We start from the raw sequence: 23,990 nt of genomic DNA on the forward strand, positions 1-23,990 counted from the left end.
ACAATATCAAATCGCCCAAATGGGGTATATGCAACAATAGACCAGCAGGGCTTTACAGCGAGTGCAGCCAGAATTGCATGGCTTTGCGGCTGGGGGCAGTGTCGCCCACATCGGTCCAGTCGAAATGGGCCACAAGCTGGTTCTGCGGAAAGTAATCCCGGGCGCGCCAGAATGCATCCAGCGGCTGGTAATCCGCAGGGCGAGCGGGGTGCGACTCTTCCCGCGCTACTGCGCAAAAGGCGGTATGGCGAAACCCGAAATCCGCCGCATATTGCTCACGCAGGTCAAAGAACCGGTGGCCCACTCCCTCGCCCCGGTAGGGCTTGAGCAACACCGACTCCCCAAAATAGAACACCGAATCCAGCTCAGCCCCCAGTTGCCGAAACGGCGTCTGAAACGCTTCATCCGCCTCGCGCAAGGGCAGCGCCGTTGCCGCACCGACCAGCCGGTTATATTCCAGCGCCAGCACAAGCACGCTACGGTCAGACTGGGCATAACGGTCCAGGTAACCGCGCTCGTATTCCAGATCGCCGTCATAGAGGTAGGGGTAATCCCGGAACACCTCAATACGCAATTGCGCCAGTGCATCCAGCCAGGGTTCGACGGCAATACCGGTAACCGGACGAATTTCCACTGCGGACATGGGCGCTCCTGAATGTCTACGACAAGGAGTCACATGAATACCACGGCAGGGCCCTGGTGGCGATGAGGAGACGAGTTAAAAGTGAAAAGTTCAAACGCGAAGCTGGCACAGCGCTAACCGGATAATATTTTGCTCCGCGCTTTACGCTAAACGGGAACGCGGGCACGGCCTTCCCGATACAAAACACATTCTTCGCGCTTTTGAACTTTAAACTTTACACTTTCAACTCAACATTCACCCCGGCCAGGCAAGAATAAGCCCGGTGCACCAGAGCACCATAAACACCGCCTGGCGGAAACGCTCTTCATTCACCCGGTGATGCAGCCATTCACCCAGCAGTATCGCCGCAATAACCACGGGCACCAGCAGCCCGATACGTGGCGCCGCCGGCAGCAGGGTGCCATCGATCAGGAACACAACGGTGAGCAGGCTGTTCAGCGACAGCCAGACCAGAATCAGGGTGGCGCGGAAGGCTTTCTTTTCCAGTGACAGGCCACTCAGGGCATACACCAGCAGCGGCCCACCGGAGGCAAACAGGCCATGGGTGATCCCGGCCAGAAACATCCAGCAGCGCGACCACCAGCTACCATGGGGCGCCACCTTGATGCCCTTCCACATGCGCCACAACTCACGGCTACTGAACCACACCACCAGCAGCCCGAAACCATTTTTCAGCAACTGATCGCCCATCCACGGACGCAAGCCATACCCCGTCAGTGTACCCAGCACCATCAACGGCAGAATCAGCCGCCACAGGGTGGGCCAGTGAATATGCTGACGATGACGCCAGCTCAAGGTCGCACTCATGACAATATTCAGCGGCACCAATACCGGCAGAATCTCCGGGATTGGCAGAAACAACGCCCCCAGGGAAAGGGCAATCACGATACTGCCGAAACCGGTCATGGCTTCGGTGGTAAAGGCAAAGAATATGAATAACCCCAGCAACAGCCAGGGCAAGGTCATCAGGTCCGTCACGGGGGCTCCTACTGGTTCAATTCGCTGGCGAATTTACGCTGCATCATGCGCTGATAAAGATCCGGGAGCAGTCGCCAGAGCAAGCTGGCAAACCAGGTGAAGCGATCCGGGAACAAACGTTTCTTCTTCTTTGCGTAAGCGTCAAACACCAATTCAGCCATCCATTCCGGGCTGCGCATATCGCCGACCATGGAGCGTTTATGGCTGGCCGGGCGTCCATCATGCCCCAGGGCGTTGGTTTCAATCGGGGTATCCAGAAAGCTCGGGTACGCCATCAGAATATGGACGCCATCACGGGCCACTTCGCCGCGCAACACTTCAAAAAACTGGCTCAAGGCACTTTTCGCACTGCAGTAACCCGCACGGCCCAACACCGGCATCCAGCCCGCCATGGAACCAATATTGATAATGCCGCCACGGCTTTTTTTCAGCAGCGGCAAGAAGCCAATCGCCAACTCCACCGGTGCCTGCCAATCCACCGCCATGACTTTACGAAAGACCGCCATGCGGGTTTTTTCCGCCAGCGACCGGTGGGTAATGCCCGCGTTATTGACCAGAATATCCAGCGAAAGCTCGTTATCCTGCACCCAATTCACCAACGCCTGCACGGCATCGCCATCGGTGACGTCCAGATCCCGAAAGGTGACGCGGGCAGGATCTTCAGCGGCCAGCGTATCGGCGCGCGATGCCAGCAACGCAGCATTCATGTCCACCAGGATCACCCGGTGACCCAACGCAAACGCCTGCCGGCTCAAGGCCCACCCCAGACCGGAAGCCGCCCCGGTAATCAGTACCGTTTTCATAACTGCCCCCGCTGCCGGGCCGCTGCCATGAAAAAGCGGAAGACCTGCTCGGAAGTCTTGCGGGGAATATAGCCAAACTCTTCTTTCAGCCGGCGATTACTGAGCACCGGCCGGTAGCGCAGAAAATTCACCTGCGCCGGCACATACTGGGTCAACCGCAGTCGATTACCGATCCATAACCCGCTGCGAATCAGCCAGGCCGGCACATGAATCACCGGCTTGCCCAACAAGTCGCCCAGCGTATCAATGGACAGGGCGCCATCCCCGGCCAGATTGAAGCAACCGCTACGATCCTGATTGACTCCCTGCTCGATAATACCCACCACATCCTGATCCCAGATAAAAACAAACGGCGACGGCGAACCGGCCACGGCCAGCAACCGTTCCCCCTCGAAAAGACGGGTAATCAGGTTACGAGTGTCCGCGCCCAGCACGGTGCCGGGGCGCAGCACCAGCTGCTTCAGGGCGGGATACTTTTCCCGGTAATCCGCCAGCAACTCTTCCACCTGGCGCTTGTGATCCGAATAGGGAAATTCCGGATTACCCCGCAAGGGGTCCTGCTCATCCAGCCAGGCCGGGTTATCGGCATAATAGCCGTAGGCCGCTCCGGAACTGGTCACCACCAATTGCGTCGCACCGCTGGCCACACAGGCATCCAGCACATTGCGCGTACCATTCACATCGATATCGAAATCACGCGCTCGGTCACCGGAATCTTCCAGTACTGCGGCCAGATGCACCACCTGATGAATGCCATGCTCTTTCATCAGCAGGGCAAGCTTCGCATCACGAATATCCATTTGATAAAACGGGAAATCCGCACTTTCATCCTCGCGGATATCCACGCCCACCACGTAATGATGTTGCTGCAGCTGCCGGGCCAGCTGGCTGCCAATATAGCCAGCGGCGCCGGTGATCAGAATGCGTCGCGACATGCGTCCTCCTGCGCCGGGCTTCGTGACCACCACCAGGCCAGCAACAAGCCACTGATCAGATGCCAGACACCCCAGAATGCAGCGATCAAAATCATTTCACTGGCGTCCGGGAAGAAGGTAAACAGAATGGCCAACCCGAGGCCGGAGTTCTGAATACCCACCTCCATGGTGATGGCACGCCGATCTCCCCTGGGGAGCCCGGTAATCATGCCGGCCATGGCCCCCAACCCCAGCGCCAGAAAGTTCTGCAGCACCACCAGCCCGACAATACGGTTCGCCGTGGCCAGAAACACATCCATGTTATTGCCGAACGCCACACCCACGAACAGCAACAGCACCAGCAAGGTGACATAACGCATGGGCTTCTGGGCTTTTTCCGCAAATACCGGAAACGCCTTGCCCATCAACATGCCGACCAACAGCGGCAGCCCCAGCACCAGCGCCACCAGAATCAGGATGTTCATGCTGTCCATCTGGATGTCGGTGAGGATGGGTCGGGTAATCGGGTTCAGCCAGCCATAAAGCGAAAAGTTGAACGGCGTCATAACAATCGCCACCACGCTGGACACCGCTGTCATGCTCACCGACACAGCCACATTGGCTCGCCCGAGCCAGGTCATGATGTTGGAAAACGAACCGCCGGGACACGACGCTACCAGTATCATCCCCAGTGCCAGTTCCGGATCGACTTCGAAATACCAGGTGGTGACACAGGTGGCCGCCGGCAACAGTACAAACTGGGCAAGCAGACCAACGATGGGAGCATCCGGGCGCTTCAGCACCCGCCGGAAATCATCGCCGGTAAGCGACAGGGAAACACCAAACATCATGAACGCCAGAATGACGTTCAGGATCAGCAGATTTTCACTTCCGAAGTGTATTTCCATCTCACACCTCCGTCTTCAATTTTTTCAGTTCGGCAATGTGAGTGTTGACCGCCTTGCGATAGCAGTCCTTGTTGACGTAATACGCCATGCGCGCCAGTTTCAGATAGGCGTAACCGCCATCCAGATTTTTTTCCGCCTGCTGGCGTACGGTTTCTTCCAGGGCTTTTGCGGCGGGCGCCCCCTGCTGGCTGGCACGGATATACAGCGCCACCATTTCGGCCTGCTCGTTACGCCCTTCCCAACCCAGACCCGCAGCCTCCACCATTCCCATCATGAACAGGTTACGGTGCACCGGATTGAACACATTCAGATAAAGCTGCGGGGCATCACTGTTGTTCCAGTTCAGCTCGGCCGGGTCGATGAAGGGATAGTCCAGCTTGTAACCGGTACCCATGAGAATCAGGTCATACTCCCGTGATTGCCCATCGGCAAAAGTCACGGTCTTGCCTGAAACGGCAGAGATATCCCCACGCGGCGCAATGTCGCCGTGGCCAATATGATGCAGTACCAGCGAGTTGATCACCGGGTGGGACTCATACAGCTTGTAATCCGGGTCCGGCAAACCGTAGTCGCTGGGCTTGCCGATGATCATGCGGATCAGGCGATCATCCACCTTTTGCTTGAGCGCGCGGGGCAACTTGATTTTGCCGCCAATGGAATCGGTGGCCTTGCCGCCAATAAACTTGGGCAGGAAGTAATAACCCCGGCGCACGGACATATCCACACTGGCCGCCCGGTGCACCGCATCCACAGCGATATCACAGGCCGAATTACCGCAACCCACCACCAGCACCCGCTTGTCATCGAAACGGGACGGATGGCGGTACTCACAGGAATGCATCAATTCGCCATCAAAGCGGCCCGGCAGGTTGGGCAGATTCGGCGTATGCAAGGTACCGTTGGCAATCAGCACACCGGAAAAGCGGCGACACTGTTCTTCCCCGTTTACCTCGGTGGTCACCAGCCATTCATCACCATCACGCAACACCTGGACCACCCGGGTGGAAAACTCGTAGTGCTCATAGAGTCCAAAATGCGCAGCGTATTGCTGGAAGTAACGCTTCATTTCGCGGTGATGGGGGTATGTTGCCACCTCATCGGCCATAGGGAATTCCCGGAACTCGGTCATCGCCTTCGACGAGATCAGGTGGGCCGACTCATACATGGTGCTGTGCGGGTTATCGATATCCCACAGGCCACCCACATCGGTATTCAGGTCAAAACCGACAAAAGGAATACCGTATTTCTTCAGGTTTCTGGCCGTGGCCAGCCCCATGGGGCCGGCCCCTATCACTGCGTACATAGCTATCCCGTTTTATTGTGTCTTTTTTATTCGGTCACCGGTGCCCGACAAGCGAAGCGGAGCACAGAGTTTGGTATGCTTGCTACTCTAGGGTCGGCCAGCAATAGACACACGGCTATTTCAGGACTTTGTCACGGTTAATTCGGGACCTCACTCACACCCATGTCGCATACCCCCACCGTCACGGTACGCTTTACCCAGGCCATCAGTCAGGCCGCAGAGCAGTTGGGATTCTCCCTGCCTGCGCCCCTGAAGAACGCCTTTGCCGAGCAGGAACGGGTGAGCCTGGAGTTGCAGGGGGAGATCTGGGAAACCTTTTGCCAGCAGGCAAACGATCCGCTGATTGGCATCCAGTTCGGCCAGGCCATACAGGTAGGGCATCTGGACACCGTTGGCATGGTGCTGATGAGTTGCGACACCGTGGCCGAAGCACTGGACTCGTTGATGGATTACTACCCCATTGTTGGCGAGGGCGGCACCTTTGAATATGCCGTGGCAGGTGATGTGTGCGAAATCCGCTACCAGCCCCAATACACCACCCGGCTGGCGGAGCGGGTGGAAGCCGCGCTGGCCTCCTTGCTGCAGCTCACCCGCTGGTCCACCGGCGAGCAGGTCCACGCCGACAGCATTACCTTTGTCCACCCGGCACTGGATACCCCGGCACGCTATGAGGCGCTACTGGGCGTGCCCGTGGCGTTTTCCGCTCCCCATAATGCCTTGCGCATTCCCGCCTCTGCGCTATCGCTGCCACTCATTTATGCCAACCCGGCCCTGTGCCAGCACTTGCGCACCCTGGCCGACCAGCTGCTGGAGCAACTGGGGAGTCAGTCGTTGAGTGTGAGTGTGCGCGACCTGCTGCGCCAGAATCCCCGTTGGGGCAAGGAAAAAGTGGCCGAGCAACTGGCCATGAGCGGCCGCCACCTGATCCGCAAACTCAGCGAAGAAGGCACCAGCTTCAAGCTGCTGCGCGATTCACTGCTGCAGGGCATGGCAGAACAGTCGCTGAAGGAAGGGTTAAAACTCTTTGATATTGCCGACAAACTGGGCTTTTCCGATGAAAGCGCCTTTGCCAAAGCCTTCAAACGCTGGACCGGCATGACGCCGGCCCAGTTTCGTGCACAAATTTAAACGGCCAACAGCGCCTGTTCGATGTCTGCCAGGATATCGTCCACATGCTCGATACCAATGGACAGACGCACCAGGTCTGCGCTGACACCCGCCTTTTTCAGCTCTTCATCATTCAACTGTCGGTGCGTGGTCGTGGCCGGGTGACACGCCAGCGACTTGGCATCGCCAATGTTCACCAACCGCTTGACCAACTGCAACGCATCAATAAAACGCGCTCCCGCCTCGCGGCCACCTTCCACACCAAAACTGAGAATCGACGAGGGCACGCCGCCATCCATGTATTGCTGCGCCAATGCATAATCCTTGTCGGTTTCCAGCCCGGCAAAATTGACCCAGCTTACCTTGGCATGATCGCGCAGGTACGCAGCCACTTTCATGGCATTCTCGCAATGGCGCTCCATACGCAGGCTCAGCGTTTCAATGCCCTGCATAATCAGGAACGCATTCATCGGCGACAACGCGGCGCCCATATTGCGCAAGGGCACAACCCGGGCACGACCGATGAACGCGGCCTCACCCATGGCTTCCACGTACACCACACCGTGATAGCTGGGGTCCGGCTCATTGAACTGCGGAAAGCGCGGATTGCCTTTCCAGGGGAATTTGCCGGAATCCACGATGGCACCGGCAATGGTCGTGCCGTGGCCGCCCATATACTTGGTCAGCGAGTGCACCACGATATCGGCGCCGTGTTCAAAAGGCCGGCACAATGCGGGGGTTGCCACCGTATTATCCACCACCAGCGGCACACCCGCGTCATGGGCGACCTTGGCCAAGGCTCCCATGTCCACCACGTTGCCCGCCGGGTTACCGATGGATTCGCAGAATACCATCCTGGTTTTTTCATCAATGGCATCCGCAATCGCCTGGGGATTACGGCCATCGGCCATGCGCACCTCAATGCCCTGATTCGGCAAGGTATGCGCGAACAAGTTATAGGTACCGCCATAAAGCTGACTGGTGGAAACAATATTGTCCCCGGCCTTCGCCAGTGTCTGGATCGTCGCGGTGATCGCCGCCATACCTGACGCCATGGCCAACGCACCAATGCCGCCCTCCAGTTGCGCAACACGCTCTTCCAGCACCCCGTTTGTCGGGTTCATGATGCGACTGTAAATATTCCCCGGCACTTTCAGATCGAACAGATCGGCACCATGCTGGGTATCGTCAAAGTAGTAGCTGGTGGTCTGGTACATGGGCACAGCCACCGCATGGGTCTGCGGATCACCGGCAAAACCGCCATGAATGGCTATTGTTTCTCTTTTCATCATTCCCTGCCTCACATCAAATTGTCGCCTGGCGACACACACGCAAAAAGGCCGCCAAACGGCGGCCTGAAAAAATCGTTCACTCTATTTAATCGGGGGTTCGTTCCAGAAATCAAACTGTTTGGGCACATCCGCCAGAGAGGTCTCAAAACGCGGATCGCGTTTTTCCAGAAAAGCGGTGAAACCATCCTTGCCGTCCCAGAACTCGTTGGACCAGTAAATCATTTTCGATTCCACCACATGGGCTTCCGCCGGATGGGAGAAATTGGGGTTGCGCCACAACATCTGCTTGGCCAGCGCCACGGCCACCGGGGAGCTTTTGGCAATCAGTTTGCGGGCTATACAGCGCGCCACGTCCAGCACTTCACCCTTGTCATGCACACTGTGGAACAGGCCAGCCTTCTCGCCTTCTTCGGCCATGAAAATGTCGCCACTGATTACCCACTCCAGCGCCTTCTGAATACCCACCACTCGGGGCAAGAACCAGGAGGAACAGGCCTCCGGGGTAATCCCCCGCTGGGTAAAGACAAAACCGATCTTGCTGTTGGCCGCCACCAGACGGATATCCATGGGCAGGGTCATGGTGATACCCACACCCACCGCAGCGCCATTGATGGCCGCAATCACCGGTTTGCGACAGTTATAAATCGCCAACGACAGTTCACCACCGGAATCGCGAATGGTTTCCAGCGGCGGATCCATCCCCTCCGCATCGTCATAACCGAACAGGTGACCGCCATCTTCCGGCTGCATTTCCATGCCGGCACAAAACACCTTGCCCGCGCCGGTAACAATCACCGCGCGGATGTCATCGTTGCGGTCCGCTTCTGCCAGCGCATGCACCACTTCGTCTTTCATCCGCAGGGTAAAAGCATTGAGACGGTCGGGGCGGTTGAGGGTAATGGTCAGAATCTGCTCGGCCAGATCGGTCTTGATGTCCTGATAATCCATGGTCACTCCACAGGGGTTGTGCGGTTTTCAGCAGGTATCGACAGAGGCACTACCTGCACCGTTTGACCCCGAGCATACCCCGACGGCAAGGCGTCGAACATGGCACGAAGTGTCCGGTTGAGGTGAGGCTGATCGTAAAAGCCGGCGAGCACCGCCAGCTCGGTAAAATTCATCCCGCTCTGCCAGAGCGACAGGGCACGCTGACACTTGAGATGCAGCTGGTAACGCTTCAACGTCACCCCCATCTTCTCCCGGAAAAGGTGGCGAAAGCGGGATTCGGACAGCCCGGCCTGCTGCGCCAGATGGGTCATGGTGGGCGCCGGCTCCGGCGCATCACGCAGCCAGGCACAGCTGGCGGCAATGCGCGCATCCAGCGGCGACGGAGAGGCCAGCTGCCGCAGTTGCTGCACAAACGTCACCACCCCGGTTTCGGGCTGAGCCGCCCGCGATAAATCACGCAAGGTATCGCTGAGCCACTGCTGGTGCGCCGCCGACAACGGCTGCTGCAGGGCCAGGGATCGCCAGGCCGGCTCGTCCGGGTCGAGATGCAGAATAGCCACCGGGCCATCGCTGTGCAGACTTTGCTGGCACTCCGGGGGCACCAGAACGGCCCGGGCACAAAGCACCCGGCCGTCACGGGTGACCCGAATATCCCTTTCCAGCCCGACCAGTAACGACGCCGCCACATGCTGGTGGGGCTGGTTGTGCAGCGAGGAAAGCGCCATCAGCCAACCGCCCCGCCAGAGAAACAGCGGGGTCAGCAGACGAGGATCGGAAGCCGGCGACGATTGGGACATGCCGGAAATAGTGCCCGCCCGGGGCCGGGCAGGCAACGTTCATCAGCGCCTGATCAATTCACCACACCGGAGCGGCGCAGCCCCAGCTTGTGGGCCAGCTCGATGCTGACGAACATGGGGCCGACCAGCAGAAACACCAGATCATCCACAAACGACGGCTTTTTGCCCTCTACCTTGTGACCCCACACTTGTACGGCCCAGGCCAGCAACCACAAGGCCGCCGCACTCCAGCCCAACGACAGGGCGCTGCGATCCACCGCCACCACGGCGGCAAGGGACAGGGCCAGCCACACCCCCATCAACGCCGTCATACCCACGGACATGCGCAGATAGAACGGCATGCAGATCGCGGCCAGCAAGGTACCACCGTTGACCCAGTACGCCAGGCTGCCGTCCAGCCCCAGCCAGTGCCCCAGCGGTATCAGCCAGAACAGCCCCAGGGTGGACACAAAAATGGCCGGCACACAGAGGATGTGTACCCATTGATTGACCGGATTGCGGTGGCTATCGCCATAGTCCGCCAGAAAGGTATTGAGATCACGCATGGACAGCTCTCCCGAGTTGTTGTTTTGAGCTGCCACACAGCTTAGCGGCAGCTCACACCCGGGAATTGTACGAAGGGGTTATCCCGCGCGGTGGCCCCTGGGAAGCAGGCAGACGAGACTGTCAGTCGCAGCCCCGGCGGCTGTCCTTCAGCGCGCGCAGCACCTGCTCGCGGGTCAGCAGGCCAGTCAGGATGCCCTGGGCATCCACCACCGGGTAGATTTTGGGTTTTTCCGTGATCATCAGCTCCGCCACGTTCACCGCCGAATCGTCTTCTTTCACCGTCAGCGGCTGATCGTGCATGAAGTCTTCCACCACCAGCGCCCCTTCACAGTGATAACTGGAAATCAGCAGCTTGCGCAGGCAATCCTGTTCGGAGACAAACCCCACCACCTTGTTCTGGCTATCCACCACCGGCAGCCCGGTGAACTTGTGCTGCAACAGCGCGTCCACCACTTCGGTCAGCTCGGTGCCGGTCTTGATTGCCATGGGGTGCTTTGCCATCAGGGCACGTACCGTCATCTCTTGCATATCGCTCTCCTTCTGCCAGCCCGGCCACTACCGGAACAGTCCAGATTCATGGTTTTGACTATAGCACCCCCCGAGGAGCCTCTGCCTGCGGTTCTTGCCCATCCCAACGATCAATTCCTGCAATCGCTATACAATGCAGGCATCGCCTTCCTACAATGGCTCCCAAGACAACAAGAAGCCTGACCGCAGGCCCACATGGAGCAGAGGAACAGCGAATGGTATCGCCCCGCGTCTGGCTGGCTTTCGGGCTATTGGCCCTGTTGATTATCTCCCCGCTGCAAGCCGCCGAAAATGCGGCCTGCGATGCGGCAGAGCTGACACTGGCCCAGCTGAAACAGCAGCGTCAGCAACTGCGTACGGACCGCTACACCCTGCAATCCATTTTCGATGGCGACGTCCCCACCCCACACCAGCTCAACACCCTGCTGGGGCGCCCCCTGAACCAGCGGCCGTTACTGCCCCTGATCGAGCCGCAACCGCTTGCTGTGGTCGACAGCAAATGTCCGGCCCTGCAGAACGATATCGACACCCTGACCCAACAGGTCAACACGCTGGAGCAATCGCTCTACACCTTGCGGCAGGCGTTTTTCGGTCTCAACTTCCCCCAGCGCCAGGCCTTTCTGAACCTGGCAACGCACCATACAAAACTGCAGACACTGGCCGATAGCCCGGAGACGGATCCCTCCATTCACCAGGCGAGCCAGGTACTGCAGCGGCACATTCAGCAGGTGTGGGCGGTGCTGGGCCAGCTACAGAGCGCCCCCGCAGAGGCCCTGCAAACGCTGGATGAATTGTGGCTGCAACTACCCGCATTGCGCGCCCCCAGTGGCGCCCGTTCCACCGCCTGGCGCAGCCTGCTCAAGACACGGCTGGATATTCAGAAAGACGTCCGCGCGCTGCGCTCGGAACTGTGGGAAAACCGCCCGCTGCTGGAGCAGATCAACAACCTGGGCGGCCTTGGCCAGGCCCCACTGCTGTTACAGCACGAAAGCCAGCGCATCGGCCTGCGCGTGCTCGATATCGTTGCGTTGATGCGCTACGACCTGAATGGCCCTATCCGCAACGGCGGCTTCATGCCGGTGGTACAAAATATCCTGGCGTTGATTCTCGGGGTGGTGGGCTTCTGGTTACTGATTCATCTTGCCCAGCGCACCCGCCGCTGGGCCCTGTCACTACATGACCGGGTGGTGCAACTCAGTGGCGAGCGCCGCTGGCTGCTCAATGCCAGCCGCCTGATCAGCGGGCTGGCGCCGATTCTGCCGTGGATCCTGATCTGGCTGGTATTGGGGCGCCTGGACCCGTTGCTGGACACCCCCTCCAGCAAAATTCTGTTATGGCTGTTACCTCTGGCGCAGCTATATGTGATCTACGGCCTGCTGTGCCTGATCGGCGAATGGCTGGTCATGCGCGTTGCGCAAAGCGCCAATGCCTACCTGGGCGGTGGACAGACCCAACAGGTAACACGCCACGCCCGTAATCTGGCGCGCTGGATGATTGTCCCCTGGGTGCCGGTCATTGTGGTCTGGGAAAGCCTGGGGCCATCGCTGATGTACTACCTGTTTTTCGGGGTACTGCTGGTAGCCATTTACTGGGGGCTGGGGCGGTTACTGGCATTGCGTCACCAGGACTATCAGGTCTGCCTGCAAACCCTGATGCCCTCGCGGCTGGACCCGCTGATTACCCGCCTGTTGCACCCCCGGCTCTTCTGGCTGTTTGCGCCGATGATGCTGCCCATCGCCCTGATCAGCTTTCTGGTCGGCTTTGTGGACCGGGTGCTGGCTGACTTCGACTGGTACATGCGCCTCAAGGCCCGCTGGTTCCGATTCCGTGCCACGGTGGCCACCGACGAAGACGAGACCGATGATGCTGAACAACCGGCGGCGCAGTCCTACGAGCGCTGGTTTGCCTCCGCCCTGCCGGACGATGCGAGCAAAACCCCGTTTATCGATACCGGGCTGGTGGCGGCCATGGAGAAAAGCATCCAGCGCTGGCACGAAGACAAGACCGATGAGAACGCACTGGTCGTGGCCGGCGAGAAAGGCTGCGGCAAAAGTGTTTCGCTGGGCAAACTCAACGCGGTGCTGGAGAAAAGCTGTGAATCCCTGCAGACCCTGCACCTGAAAGTGCCAGCGAAAACCTGCACACCGGAAGCCATTCACCGGTTAATTGGCGATGCGCTGGGCTCGGATCTGGTCAACGACGGCCCCGCCGCTCTGGTCAAGGAAGACGAACACCGCCAACCCACGCTGGTGGTTCTGGATGAAGCACAGAACTTTTTCCTGGCCCAGCTGGGCGGACTGGAAGGCTGGCGCACGGTACTGAATCTGGTCAATGCGCGGCTGGACAATGTGTTCTGGGTACTGCTGATCAACAACCAGAGCTGGGCCTACCTGTGTAACGTCTTCGGCCGCGAATACCAGTTCCGCAATGTGATCCGGGTAAAACACTGGGGGCAGACTGACATTCGCTCACTGATCCTTAGCCGCAACCACCTGAGCAACTTCCAGCTACGCTACGACGAAGTGTTGCTGTCCTCGCGCGGGCCGGAGGCCGGCAATCTGCGTAACGCGGAACAACGCTATTTCAGCCTGCTGTGGGACGCCAGCCGCGGTAACCCCATGGTGGCATTACGGCTGTTCCTGACCTCAGTCAAAGTGAAGGGCCGACAAGTCACCGTGGGGCTGCCCAATCCACCTTCTGCCAGCCTGCTCGACGGCATGGGCGATAACTCCCTGTTTGTGTACGCGGCCATTGCCACCCACGAAAACCTGACCAGCCACGAAATCACTGCGGTCACCCATTTGCCAGAGAACATCGTGCGCTACGCCCTGAAAGGCGGCTTTGATGCCGGCTTTCTGCACAAGGATGAAGACAGCCGCTACCGCCTGGTGCCCCTGTGGTACCAGCAGGTGATCAGTTACCTGACACGGAAGAACCTGCTCAATGAATGATGGAAATATCGTCAACGACCTGACCGTCGTGGTGGAACTGTTCAATGTCTACGCATTGATGCTGCTGTTTATCGGCGGCCTGGTGCTGTGGGCGCTGAACTGGGGCATCAGCAAGGCAAGCCAGAAAATCACCGAGAAAATGCCCACCCGGCGCTTCCTGATTCTGCAGATCACGACCCTGATCGGTTTTGTGCTCTACACCGTCGGCGCCATCGCGCTGGTGATCGGGGTGCTGCAACCCCCCAAGGAATTCATGCTCGCCGCCGGGGGTTCCATCGCCGTGGCGCTGGGCTTTGCCCTGAAAGACATTGCCGCCTCGCTGGTGGCCGGCCTGCTCCTGCTGTTCGATCGTCCTTTCCGCGTGGGCGACCGGGTCAGCTTCGATAATGTCTACGGCGAAATTGTCTCCATCGGCCTGCGCACCGTGCGCCTGCAAACCCTGGACGACAACCTGGTCACCATCCCCAATTCACGCTTTATCACCGACGTGGTCGCCTCCGGCAATGCCGGCGAGCTGGACATGATGGTCGTCACCGATTTCCACGTCGCCCTGGATGCCAACATCGAACAGGCCCAGGCCATCGTGGAGGAAATCATCGTCACCAGCCGCTACGCCTACCTGAAAAAACCGGTCACCTTTGCCATTGAAGAAATCGAAGTGGGCTACCGGCTGGCGATTCGGCTGCGCGCCAAGGCCTATGTGCTGGATGTGCATTACGAGAAAGCATTTCAGAGCGATATCGTAGTGCGGGTCTCCAAACGCTTTACTGAAATGCAGGTGGCACGGCCCGCATAATCTGCCGGGCCGTTATTCAGTATCCTTGTTGCCATCATCACTGGCGGGCTTGTCGGCCTCGCCGGACAGCACCTCTTCCAGCTCCTCACGGGGCATATAATCCAGGTCCCAGTGACTGGTGTAGGTTTCTTTCAAACGCCGCCGCCCCCGGTGCAAGGGCTCCGGGTCTTCATCACTGCCATGGGCTGCGTGGTGCTCACCCAGTGCCGGCCCGGGCGCGCTGTCGCCCTCCGATTGCGGACGCTCCGTTTCCTGCGCCACCCCACGCCGTTGGCGCCAGGCGGCAAGCCATCGTTTCAGCCAGTGCATACTCTTTCCTCCGGCCGTTACTGTTCTGCCTACCCTATCATCCCGGCTTGCCATCCACTCGCGGGCGCGTCAGCACCGGCCCATAAAGCAGCAGGAAGCCGGCAAAGGCCAGGCTCCATAGCCCCGCAGACAGCCACACCCCGGACAACCAGGGCAACCAGCCCAGCGCCGTCAATACCCGTAAGCCACCCGCCGTCAGCACCAGCGCATACAGCAGGATTCCGCCGGGCGGCAGCGCCACGGCACGGCCGGTATGCCCCACCGCCACACGGGTCATGACGCCCATGATGGTGGTGCCCATGGCGCCCGCCCCCAAGGCATGCAACCAACTGGTCGGGGCCACCCAATGCCACTGGGCCAGCGCCAGCAGTACAAAGCCCAGCACCACCCACACATGCCCCAGGTGCAGAATCCACAACAACGGCTCATCCCGGATCTGCCAGGACGACCAACCCGCCAACCGCAACGACGCCATGAGCGCAGCCGCCAGCGCCAGCACTGCCAGCAGCGTCCCCTTGATATCGAGCGCCACCAGCACGGCCACCATCAGCGCCAGGCCCAAGCCCACCGGCGTCATCCAGGGGATAGTGCGCACCCGGGCACTGTCCCGGCCGCGAGCCTGTAGCCAGTTGCGTGTAAACGCCGGAGTAATGCGCCCACCGATAATCAAGATCAGCACCGCCGCCAGCACCACTAGGGCATGCAAATAATGCGGCGACCCGGACAAATGAAACAACAGATCCAGCACCCAGCAGAACGCCAGCACCATCATCAGCACCAGCTGCCGATACTGGCGGGCATGCCAGATGCGGATACCTGCCAACTAGGCCAGCACGGGCATAAAGGCCAGATCGATCACACTGGCCGCCATGGGCCAGGTGCCAGCAAACGTCATTGCCAACCGGCCGGCCAGCCACAGCAACCACACCGCCAGTAACCGCCCGCCTGCCACCGGGCGCGCCCCGGTCCAGTTGCACACCGCCGTTAGCAGAAAACCGGCAATGGCCGCATTGAGAAAGCCCGCCAGCATTTCGTGCTGGTGCCACAGCATGGGAGGCAAAACCAGATTATCCAGGCCTCCCCGGGTCAGCAGGAACACCCACAACGGCACCAGCACGGCTGCAATTAAGGCTGCGGAAAGAAAAAACAGACGAAACGGAAACGCAAACAGCGGCGCCTGCAATCCACGCGGGGACTGCCGGGCTTGCGCGTCGGGGGTATCGGATGTGGAATCTGACGGTGCCATCGGACTCTCCCTGCCGGAACAGACACCCTCGAATATACCCGGTTGCAGGCGAGCATGATGGTAATAACGCGGTAAAACTGACCGGGATCACGACCCGGCCAGTCAGGCGAGAATCAGGACAGCAATTGCGGGCGCTTCATCAGCCGCGCCAGTTTTTCCAGGCCCTGCTGTCGCAGGTGGGCACTATCACGCTTGGAAGGGTGAAAATCGCGTTTGTAATAGGCCAGGTAGGATTTGCCCAGCTTGCGCAGCCAGCCGGGTTTGCCCACCAGCCAGTTGAGCCCCTGGCGCACGGATTTCCAGTCAGTGGGATCATCCATTTCAGCGCGCAACTGGTTGTAATGCAGAATGGTAAAACCAATAAACTCCACCGTGGTAAATGCCATTTCCGACGTCCGCACCCAATAGCTGTCCACCTGATCGCGGTACACATCAAAGGCCACGGATTTGTGTTCGCTTTCTTCCACCGCATGCCACAACCACAGCGGCACCATGCGCTCGTCCATGCCTTCGATAAATTCCGGATGTTCCAGAATCATTTCCGCCAGCATGGCGGTGAAATGCTCCAGCGCGCAGGTCTTGGCCAGCTGCCGCTCCGGCGACAACCACTTGGCCATGAATTTCAGGCCATCCTTCACATAGGCATCCACCTTGCCGGTGGGCACGCCCTTGGATTCCATAAACGCATTGAAGGCATCGTGCTCATTGCCGTGATGCGCTTCCTGGCCGATAAACCCTTTCACCTGCTCACGCAGCAAGGGATCGGTGAGGTTCTTCTGGAAATGGCGCACGGAACGGACGAAGAAGCGCTCACCTTCAGGAAAAGTGCAGGACAACGCCGTCAAGAGCATGGTCTTGAACTGGTCATTGTCGAACCAGTAACGGGGCATGGCCGGATCAAATTGAAAATCCATCTTGCGGGGCTGAATATCACTTTTATTCACTTTTTTCGGCGGCTGACGCTTGGCCGTTTGATCGCGTTGCCCTGTGGTTATAGCAGTGGCTGCATTGGCATTCATGGCGGTGTCCTCGTTGCTCATGGACACAGTATTTGTCAGTCACAACTGGCACACTAGTGCAGGTTGTGCCATTTTGCTGGCGCAACCTGCCCATGCCCGGCTCAATGAGATGAGGCCTGTGCGCGGGCGCCGGTTTACTGTGCCGTCACGCCATCCCGCCACGGCACGGGTCAAACCGCGCCGGTTTCCCGCCGGTACAACCGCGCATGAATATCGCCGCCGCTTTTTTCTTTCGACAACACCCAGTGTGCAGGCACCGCCGGCACCTCGCCCTGGCGGCGACTTTCCACATAGATAATCGCCCCGTCTGCCAGCAGCCCGTGGGCTTCCAGCGCCTCACAGGCCGGCGTCACCAAGCCCAGATCGTAAGGCGGGTCGATAAAAACCAAATCAAATGCTTCCCGTTGCGCAGGCAGCCAACTCAAGGCATCGGCGCAATGCACCGTAATGCGCCCCTCGAACAGGGGCGTTAACTGACGGTTCAGGTCCGCGCTCCGGTCACGCTGCTTCTCCACCAACACCGCCTCCCGGGCACCCCGGCTCAGGGCTTCCGCCCCCAACGCACCGGAACCCGCGAACAGATCCAGCACCCGCAGCCCCGGCAACTCGAATTGCAACCAGTTGAACAGAGTTTCGCGCATACGATCCGAAGACGGGCGCAAATCACCACCGTGGTCCACAAAGTGCAGCCGATGGCCACGCCGTTCACCACCGATAATCCGCACCTGGCCTTTCTGCGCCGCCCCGGCGCTGGCGACGGGGCGTTTACCTGAACGCTTACGGGGCACGATCGGCGGGCTCCTCGGCGGCGGCCGCGTCAGCGTCGCTATCGGCCGGACGAATCTGTGGCGCCTTGGGACCGATGCTGACGATGGCCAGATTGTCCGGGGTCAGGTTGCGCTGGAACGCGGCCTGAATCTCCTCCGCCGTCACCGTGCGCACCTGCTGGTTGAACCACTGCAGGTAATCCAGCGGCAGGTCGTAGAAACCGATGGCGCCAAGCTGGCCGATGATGTCGCTGTTATCCGCCGTGCCCAGGGCAAAGCTGCCAAGAATGCTGGCGCGGGTTTCTTCCAGCTGTTCCGCGGTGGGGCCGTCCTGCACAAACTGGTCGATCAGATCCAGGGTCAGGGTCAGCGCGTCGTCGGCATTGTCGTTACCCGTCTGCAGGCGCACCTGAAACGGGCCACCGGCGGCCATGGGGCCGAAATGGCTGCTGATACCGTACACGTAGCCACGCTTCTGCCGCACTTCGTCGGTGAGAATGGAGGCAAAACCACCACCGCCGAGCACCTGATTGCCCACATACAGGGCCACATGGTCCGGGTTGCCCCGCCAGGTGGCCTGATTGCCGAGCAGGATATGGGTCTGGGCGGAGGGAAAGGTAATGTGCTGGCGTTGGCGCTCGGCGAGCGGCGCAGCCCGCTCCAGCGGCGGCGCCGCCTGACCTTCCGGCAACGCAGCGCTGATGTCCGCGGCAATTTTCTCCGCCTGGGCGCGGTCCAGATCACCCACCATGGCAATCACGGTGTTACCCGCCGCGTAGTAGGTGCGGTAGAAATTCTGCAGTTGATCACGGGCAATGGCCGGCAGACTCTCCAGGGTGCCATCACTGGGCTGGCCGTAGGGGTGACCGGCAAACACCGTGGCCTGAAACGCCTTGCTCACCTGCGGGCCGGGCACCTGGGTTTCCATACGCAGCCCCTGCATCATCTGGGTACGAATTCGCGCCAGGGTGTCCTGCTCAAACGTCGGGCTACCGATCACCTGATTGAACAGCGCCAATACCGGTTCACGGTACTGCGCCTCGGACAGGGTACGCAGGCTGATCACCCCCATATCCCGGTAGCTGGACGAGGAAAAGCTGGCGCCCTGATCTTCAAATCCGCGGGCGATATCGTCCACGCTCATGCCATCGGCGCCTTCGCCCAGCAAGGCGCTGGTGAGTGACGCCAGGCCCGGGTGCGCACCATCGCGGGCGGAGCCGGCATCACTGACCAGACGAATATCCAGCATGGGCAGCGCATCGCTGGCCACAAACAGGACTTTCGCCCCGTCCCCGGTTTGCCAGGACTGGATATCCAGCGCTGGCGCTTGCGGGTCGGTTGCTGCCACCTGCGCTTCGGTGCGGGGGAAAGCCCCCGAAAAGGTCCCGGCACAGGCACTCAGCAGCGCGCCCAGAACGAGCAAACAGGCCAGTCGGAAAGCATTCATCTTCATGGTTGCGGCTCCGCTTGCGGTTGATCAGAGGTCGGCGCTTTCGGTTTCACCGTGCCCACGGTCAGGCGTTCTGGCACCAGCCATTGCTGTGCCACGCGCTGCACGTCTTCGGCGGTAACTGCCTCCAGGTTGTCGGCAAAGCGGGCGGACAGGTCAATATCCAGCCCCAGGGTGCTGAGCATCCCCAGCTCCATGGCCTGACCCATCACCGAGTCTTTTTCGTACACCTGGCCCGCCAGCACCCCGGCCCGCACCCGCGCCATTTCCGCGTCGGTGGGCAGCGTGGTTTGCAGCCGTTCGATCTGCGCCAGCAGCGCTTTTTCCACTTGCTCCAGAGTCACGTCCGGGCTGGGAGCGGCGGTCAACGTGAAGGTACCATCGCCCCGCTGAATCCCGCTGTAGCTGGCACCGGCGCCGGCCACCAACCGTTCGCCACGCACCAGATCCGTTTCGATACGCGCGCTCATGCCGCCATCGAGCACGCCAGCCAGCATGGTCAAGGCGTAGAAATCACTCTTGTCTTCCAGCGTGACCAGCGACGGAACGTTGTACATCATGTACAGGGAGGGCACTTTAACCGGCAGACTCAACGCCAGACGGCGCTCACCGGCCGGCGGATTCACCGTCTGTTTTGGCCGTGGCGGGGTCTGCCCGGCCGGCAGATCGGCAAAGAATTTCTCCACCAGAGGCTCCACCTGCTCGCGGGTGACATCCCCGGCAATCACCAGGGTGGCGTTGCCCGGCACATAGAACCGCTGGTACCAGCTACGCGCCTGCTCCGGCTGCAGCTGGGCCAGCAGCGAACGCCAGCCAATAATCGGGTGGGCATAGCCAGTCCCCGGACGGGCCACCGCCTGGAATTTTTCCCAGGCCAGCGCATTGGGGTTATCGTCCGTGCGCATGCGCCGCTCTTCCATCACCACATCCAGCTCGCGGGCAAATTCCGCGTCGTCAATTTCCAGGTGCCCCAAGCGTTCCGCCTCCAGCTCCAGCGCCAACGGCAGGCGCGACACTTCGTATTGCTGGAAGTAAGCGGTGTAGTCATAACTGGTAAAGGCGTTATCGCTGCCCCCGTAGCGGGACACCAGCCTGGAAAAATCGCCGGGGCCCAGCTTCTCGGTGCCCTTGAACATCATGTGTTCCAGCACGTGGGCCAGCCCAGTCTCAAAAGGGGCTTCATCAATGCTGCCCGCCTTGAACCACACCATCACGGTGACCACCGGCGCGCGGTGATCTTCGCGCACCAGCACTTTCAGGCCGTTATCCAGCGTAAAGGCATGGGTCGGCAGCGCCGCCTGGGCAGTCAGCGACCACAGACCCAGCGCCAGTACCGTTATCAGTCTTTTCATGAAATACCTCTATTGGGGGCACACCTGTGTTGAGAACCACAAACCCGAAGCTGCTCCCCTCTCCCCATAATGGTAGGATAGCGGCGCGTTCGCCCCCGCGAACGGCAACTCTGCAAGCAGGTCCTTTTTTTCTCCGGCATAGCATACCGGGTTATCGCCCTGCTCTTGCAGCCTCATTGCAAAAGAAGGGTCACCCTTCTTGATTGGATACGACTGATCATGAGCGACGAAGTTTCCCGCGACGACGACAACCGCCCGCAACCGGACGAAAAACCGGAAGAAAAGAAGACCGGTTTCTGGAAGCGCATGTTTACCGGTGTGGATGCCGACGAGGCACCCACCGCAGCGCCCGAGCCCGCGGCAGAAAGCGCCCCGGCACCCGCGGAGCCTGCCACACCGCCACCAGCAGCAGCGCCGGAGCCCATACCTTCTGCGCCAGCCGCCCCCGAGGAAAGCCCTCAGGATGAGGACGGCGACGGCGGTTTCTGGACCCGCATGAAGCAGGGCATGAGCAAGACCCGCAAGGGACTGGGCAAGGGCCTGGCCGACCTGCTGGTGGGCGCCAAGGAAATCGACGACGAGATCTTCGAGGAAATCGAAACCCAGCTGCTGGTGGCGGATGTGGGCGTGGAAGCCACCGACGTGATCGTTCAGGCCCTCACCGACCAGGTAACCCGCGAAGAGCTGGTAGACGCCGACGCCCTCTACGAATCCCTGCAGAACGAACTGCGCAAGTTGCTGGTTCCGGTGGACCAGCCCATGCAGATCGACGGCAGCAAAAAGCCCTACGTGATCCTGATGGTGGGTGTGAACGGGGTCGGCAAGACCACCACCATCGGCAAGCTGGCCTGCCGCTTCAAGGCCGAAGGCAAGAGCGTGATGCTGGCCGCCGGTGACACCTTCCGGGCGGCCGCCGTGGAGCAGCTGCAGGTATGGGGCGAGCGTAACGACATTCCCGTGGTGGCCCAGCACACCGGCGCCGATTCTGCCTCGGTGGTCTATGACGCAGTGCAGGCCGCCCAATCACGCGGTGCCGATATTCTGATCGCCGACACCGCCGGGCGCCTGCATACCCGTGGCAACCTGATGGAAGAGCTCACCAAGGTGACCCGGGTGATGAAAAAACTGATCCCGGATGCCCCCCACGAGGTATTGCTGGTACTCGATGCAGGCACCGGCCAGAATGCCATCAACCAGGCAGAACAGTTCCGTGATGCCGCCGGCGTGACCGGGTTGGCTCTCACCAAGCTCGACGGCACCGCCAAAGGCGGTATCCTGTTTGCCTTGGCCAAACGCACTGGCCTGCCGATTCGTTTTATCGGCGTCGGGGAACGACTGGAAGACCTGCGCCCCTTCCATGCGGAAGAGTTTGTGCAGGCACTGTTTGAAGATGTGACCGGTTAAACGCCGCACGCCCCAGGCTTCACGCAACACGCCGCGTGCAAGCCTGCTGCGTGTTACGTGAAGCGGTCGAGCCTAAGCGAGACACCATGATTCAGTTTGACCGGGTCAGCAAACGCTACCCGAACGGGAAAGACGCGCTCAGCAAAGTGGGGTTCACACTCCCCGCCGGGCAGTTGACGTTTCTCACCGGTCACTCCGGGGCGGGCAAGTCCACCCTGCTGAAACTGATCATGATGATTGAGCGCCCTACACAGGGGCAGGTACTGATTGATAACCAGAACCTGAACGGTTTCAGTAATCGCCACATCCCCCTGCTGCGTCGCAAGATCGGCATGGTTCACCAGAACCACCAACTGCTGTTCGACCGCAGTGTCTTTGATAACGTGGCCCTGCCGTTGATCATCGCCGGCTATGCCCGTGCCGACATCGGCAAACGGGTACGCGCCGCCCTGGACAAGGTGGGCCTGCTGGACAAGGAAAAGCTCAACCCGATCATGCTCTCCGGCGGCGAACAGCAACGCGTGGGCATCGCCCGGGCAGTGGTCAACAAACCCCCGCTGCTGCTGGCCGATGAGCCCACCGGCAACCTGGACCCGGCCCTGTCCGAAGAGATCATGGACCTGTTCAAGGATTTCGCCCGGGTCGGCGTGGCGGTCTTGATCGCCACCCACGACCTGAGCCTGATCGCCCGCTACAACCACCGCCTGCTGACCTTGCGCGAAGGCCGCCTGATCCATGACGGCGACGAATCAGGAGAGGCCCATGGCGCCTAACAACACCAACAAGGGCAAAAGCAACCGGGGCGCCCGCAGCGCCACTCCGGTCAAACCCGGCCGCCAGAAAACGGAACGGCCACGTCGGGTGGCCGGCGCTCACAGCGCCCAGACCTCCCTGAGAGACCGTTTTATCAGCTGGCGCCAGCACCATCGCGACTCCCTGCGCGACGCCCTGCAACGCCTCAATGCCGCCCGCGCCAGCAGCGCCATGACCATTCTGGTCATCGCCATCGCCCTGGCCCTGCCCGCCGGGTTGGCCGTGCTGCTGGACAATGCCCGCGCCATCACCCGGGGCTGGGACGGCAATGCCCATCTGTCCGTGTTCCTGGACATGGATATTAGCGAGGCCCGCCAGCGGGCGCTGGCCGAGGAATGGAAAGGCACCGAAAATATCACCCGCACCGAGGTGATTACCCGCGCCCAGGCGCTGGCGGAGTTCAAGGCCCTGTCCGGTTTCGGTGATGTACTCGAAGCCCTGCCGGACAACCCGCTTCCCCCGCTGATTGTGGTCTTCCCGGACAGCACCGACCCGGTGACCCTGCGCGCCCTGGAGAACCGCCTGGGCGACGCTGATGGTGTGGATCTGGTGCAGCTGGACGTGGAATGGGTACGCCGCCTGCACGCCCTCATCGAGCTGGGAGAGCGACTCATTTCCGCCCTCACCCTGGCGCTGGCCGCCGCCGTGGTGCTGGTCATGGTGAACACCATCCGCCTGGCCATCGAAAGCCGGCGGGAAGAAATTGTGGTGGTCAAGATTGTCGGCGGCACCGACGGCTTCGTCCGTCGTCCTTTCCTCTATACCGGCTTTTGCTTCGGCTTCGCGGGCGGCCTCACCGCAGTCATTCTGGTGCAGGTTGCGCTGTGGTGGCTGGGCGGGCCCATTGATGAATTGCTGATGCTTTATAGCAGCGAGCAATCACTGACCTCCATGGCTGCATCCAGCCTGATCATCCTGCCCCTGTTCAGCGGTGTACTGGGCCTGCTGGGCGCCTGGCTGGCCGTGGGCCGCCACCTGGGCGATATCGAGCCGAATTTCTGAGGCAAAGGCCCCGCAGCCCGGCTTCAAGCCTGGAAGCGGGTAGCCTGACAAATTGACGCCCAGGGAACCTGATCGCCCCAAACCCCTCTAATACTCTGTTCATCCGTGCTTAAC

22 protein-coding genes and 1 pseudogene are annotated in these 23,990 nt (G+C 60.3%); 6 read left to right on the forward strand and 17 right to left on the reverse strand.

Going from position 1 to position 23,990, the window contains the following annotated elements:
- Nucleotides 1-52 precede the first annotated feature (52 nt).
- The 6 genes from F1529_RS16615 to F1529_RS16640 form a co-directional block, all read right to left on the reverse strand.
- Nucleotides 53-643 (reverse strand): GNAT family N-acetyltransferase, encoded by a 591-nt coding sequence (locus tag F1529_RS16615; RefSeq protein ID WP_155136588.1) that lies wholly within the window; start codon nucleotides 641-643, stop codon nucleotides 53-55.
- 234 nt (nucleotides 644-877) lie between these two features.
- Complete coding sequence (locus F1529_RS16620) at nucleotides 878-1,621, reverse strand: sulfite exporter TauE/SafE family protein (protein ID WP_007149082.1); 744 nt, start codon at nucleotides 1,619-1,621, stop codon at nucleotides 878-880.
- Between the two features lie 8 nt (nucleotides 1,622-1,629).
- Nucleotides 1,630-2,424 (reverse strand): SDR family oxidoreductase, encoded by a 795-nt coding sequence (locus tag F1529_RS16625; RefSeq protein ID WP_155136591.1) that lies wholly within the window; start codon nucleotides 2,422-2,424, stop codon nucleotides 1,630-1,632.
- On the reverse strand, nucleotides 2,421-3,359 hold the full coding sequence (locus F1529_RS16630) for an SDR family oxidoreductase (protein ID WP_155136594.1): 939 nt from the start codon (nucleotides 3,357-3,359) through the stop codon (nucleotides 2,421-2,423). Before F1529_RS16630 ends, F1529_RS16625 begins: the two co-directional genes overlap by 4 nt.
- Entirely contained in the window at nucleotides 3,341-4,246 is a 906-nt protein-coding gene (locus F1529_RS16635; RefSeq protein WP_155136597.1) for a bile acid:sodium symporter family protein, read from the reverse strand. The genes F1529_RS16630 and F1529_RS16635 overlap by 19 nt, the downstream gene beginning before the upstream one ends.
- Before the next feature lies 1 nt (nucleotide 4,247).
- Nucleotides 4,248-5,549, reverse strand: a complete 1,302-nt coding sequence (locus F1529_RS16640; protein ID WP_155136600.1) for an NAD(P)/FAD-dependent oxidoreductase — start codon at nucleotides 5,547-5,549, stop codon at nucleotides 4,248-4,250.
- Between the two features lie 162 nt (nucleotides 5,550-5,711).
- Between F1529_RS16640 and F1529_RS16645 the strand changes: the two genes are divergently transcribed.
- The gene (locus tag F1529_RS16645) at nucleotides 5,712-6,677 is read left to right on the forward strand and encodes an AraC family transcriptional regulator (RefSeq protein WP_155136603.1); all 966 of its coding nucleotides are present in this window, start codon (nucleotides 5,712-5,714) and stop codon (nucleotides 6,675-6,677) included.
- On the opposite strand, the gene F1529_RS16650 is transcribed toward F1529_RS16645, so the two are convergent.
- From F1529_RS16650 to F1529_RS16670, 5 genes are all read right to left on the reverse strand, one after another.
- Nucleotides 6,674-7,945, reverse strand: a complete 1,272-nt coding sequence (locus tag F1529_RS16650) for an O-acetylhomoserine aminocarboxypropyltransferase/cysteine synthase family protein (protein ID WP_155137690.1) — start codon at nucleotides 7,943-7,945, stop codon at nucleotides 6,674-6,676. The genes F1529_RS16645 and F1529_RS16650 overlap by 4 nt on opposite strands.
- Before the next feature lie 84 nt (nucleotides 7,946-8,029).
- The gene (locus F1529_RS16655) at nucleotides 8,030-8,896 is read right to left on the reverse strand and encodes an enoyl-CoA hydratase-related protein (RefSeq protein ID WP_155136606.1); all 867 of its coding nucleotides are present in this window, start codon (nucleotides 8,894-8,896) and stop codon (nucleotides 8,030-8,032) included.
- Nucleotides 8,897-8,898: 2 nt separating this feature from the next.
- On the reverse strand, nucleotides 8,899-9,693 hold the full coding sequence (locus tag F1529_RS16660; RefSeq protein WP_155136609.1) for an AraC family transcriptional regulator: 795 nt from the start codon (nucleotides 9,691-9,693) through the stop codon (nucleotides 8,899-8,901).
- 53 nt (nucleotides 9,694-9,746) lie between these two features.
- Nucleotides 9,747-10,238: a DUF962 domain-containing protein gene (locus F1529_RS16665; RefSeq protein WP_007150117.1), complete on the reverse strand. Its 492-nt coding sequence runs from the start codon at nucleotides 10,236-10,238 to the stop codon at nucleotides 9,747-9,749.
- 121 nt (nucleotides 10,239-10,359) lie between these two features.
- On the reverse strand, nucleotides 10,360-10,767 hold the full coding sequence (locus F1529_RS16670) for a CBS domain-containing protein (protein ID WP_155136612.1): 408 nt from the start codon (nucleotides 10,765-10,767) through the stop codon (nucleotides 10,360-10,362).
- 215 nt (nucleotides 10,768-10,982) lie between these two features.
- Here F1529_RS16670 and F1529_RS16675 point away from each other — a divergent pair, with 215 nt between their 5' ends.
- Nucleotides 10,983-13,718: an ATP-binding protein gene (locus tag F1529_RS16675; RefSeq protein ID WP_155136615.1), complete on the forward strand. Its 2,736-nt coding sequence runs from the start codon at nucleotides 10,983-10,985 to the stop codon at nucleotides 13,716-13,718.
- Nucleotides 13,711-14,514 carry a mechanosensitive ion channel family protein gene (locus F1529_RS16680; protein ID WP_155136618.1) on the forward strand — a complete coding sequence of 268 codons (804 nt, stop codon included), beginning with the start codon at nucleotides 13,711-13,713 and terminating at the stop codon, nucleotides 14,512-14,514. The genes F1529_RS16675 and F1529_RS16680 overlap by 8 nt, the downstream gene beginning before the upstream one ends.
- A 12-nt stretch (nucleotides 14,515-14,526) precedes the next feature.
- Here the strand turns inward: F1529_RS16680 and F1529_RS16685 are convergent, their stop codons facing one another.
- The 6 genes and pseudogenes from F1529_RS16685 to F1529_RS16710 all read right to left on the reverse strand — a co-directional run bounded on the left by F1529_RS16685 (nucleotide 14,527) and on the right by F1529_RS16710 (nucleotide 20,657).
- Complete coding sequence (locus F1529_RS16685; protein WP_155136621.1) at nucleotides 14,527-14,823, reverse strand: hypothetical protein; 297 nt, start codon at nucleotides 14,821-14,823, stop codon at nucleotides 14,527-14,529.
- Nucleotides 14,824-14,860: 37 nt separating this feature from the next.
- Nucleotides 14,861-16,069: pseudogene (locus F1529_RS16690) on the reverse strand (NnrS family protein).
- 113 nt (nucleotides 16,070-16,182) lie between these two features.
- Entirely contained in the window at nucleotides 16,183-17,088 is a 906-nt protein-coding gene (locus tag F1529_RS16695) for a metal-dependent hydrolase (protein WP_155136624.1), read from the reverse strand.
- Between the two features lie 170 nt (nucleotides 17,089-17,258).
- Nucleotides 17,259-17,876, reverse strand: a complete 618-nt coding sequence (gene rsmD, locus F1529_RS16700) for a 16S rRNA (guanine(966)-N(2))-methyltransferase RsmD (protein WP_007151586.1) — start codon at nucleotides 17,874-17,876, stop codon at nucleotides 17,259-17,261.
- Nucleotides 17,866-19,308 carry a pitrilysin family protein gene (locus F1529_RS16705; RefSeq protein ID WP_155136630.1) on the reverse strand — a complete coding sequence of 481 codons (1,443 nt, stop codon included), beginning with the start codon at nucleotides 19,306-19,308 and terminating at the stop codon, nucleotides 17,866-17,868. Before F1529_RS16705 ends, rsmD begins: the two co-directional genes overlap by 11 nt.
- A complete protein-coding gene (locus tag F1529_RS16710; protein WP_155136633.1) occupies nucleotides 19,305-20,657 on the reverse strand; it encodes a pitrilysin family protein in 1,353 nt (450 codons plus the stop codon). Before F1529_RS16710 ends, F1529_RS16705 begins: the two co-directional genes overlap by 4 nt.
- Nucleotides 20,658-20,876: 219 nt before the next feature.
- Here F1529_RS16710 and ftsY point away from each other — a divergent pair, with 219 nt between their 5' ends.
- The 3 genes from ftsY to ftsX all read left to right on the forward strand — a co-directional run bounded on the left by ftsY (nucleotide 20,877) and on the right by ftsX (nucleotide 23,876).
- Entirely contained in the window at nucleotides 20,877-22,061 is a 1,185-nt protein-coding gene (ftsY, locus tag F1529_RS16715; protein ID WP_155136636.1) for a signal recognition particle-docking protein FtsY, read from the forward strand.
- Nucleotides 22,062-22,147: 86 nt separating this feature from the next.
- On the forward strand, nucleotides 22,148-22,834 hold the full coding sequence (gene ftsE / locus F1529_RS16720; protein WP_007150059.1) for a cell division ATP-binding protein FtsE: 687 nt from the start codon (nucleotides 22,148-22,150) through the stop codon (nucleotides 22,832-22,834).
- Nucleotides 22,824-23,876 (forward strand): permease-like cell division protein FtsX, encoded by a 1,053-nt coding sequence (gene ftsX / locus F1529_RS16725; protein ID WP_155136640.1) that lies wholly within the window; start codon nucleotides 22,824-22,826, stop codon nucleotides 23,874-23,876. Before ftsE ends, ftsX begins: the two co-directional genes overlap by 11 nt.
- The last annotated feature ends 114 nt before the right edge of the window (nucleotides 23,877-23,990 follow it).

It is taken from the genome of Alcanivorax sp. VBW004, assembly GCF_009718865.1.
Taxonomy (GTDB): Bacteria; Pseudomonadota; Gammaproteobacteria; order Pseudomonadales; family Alcanivoracaceae; genus Alcanivorax.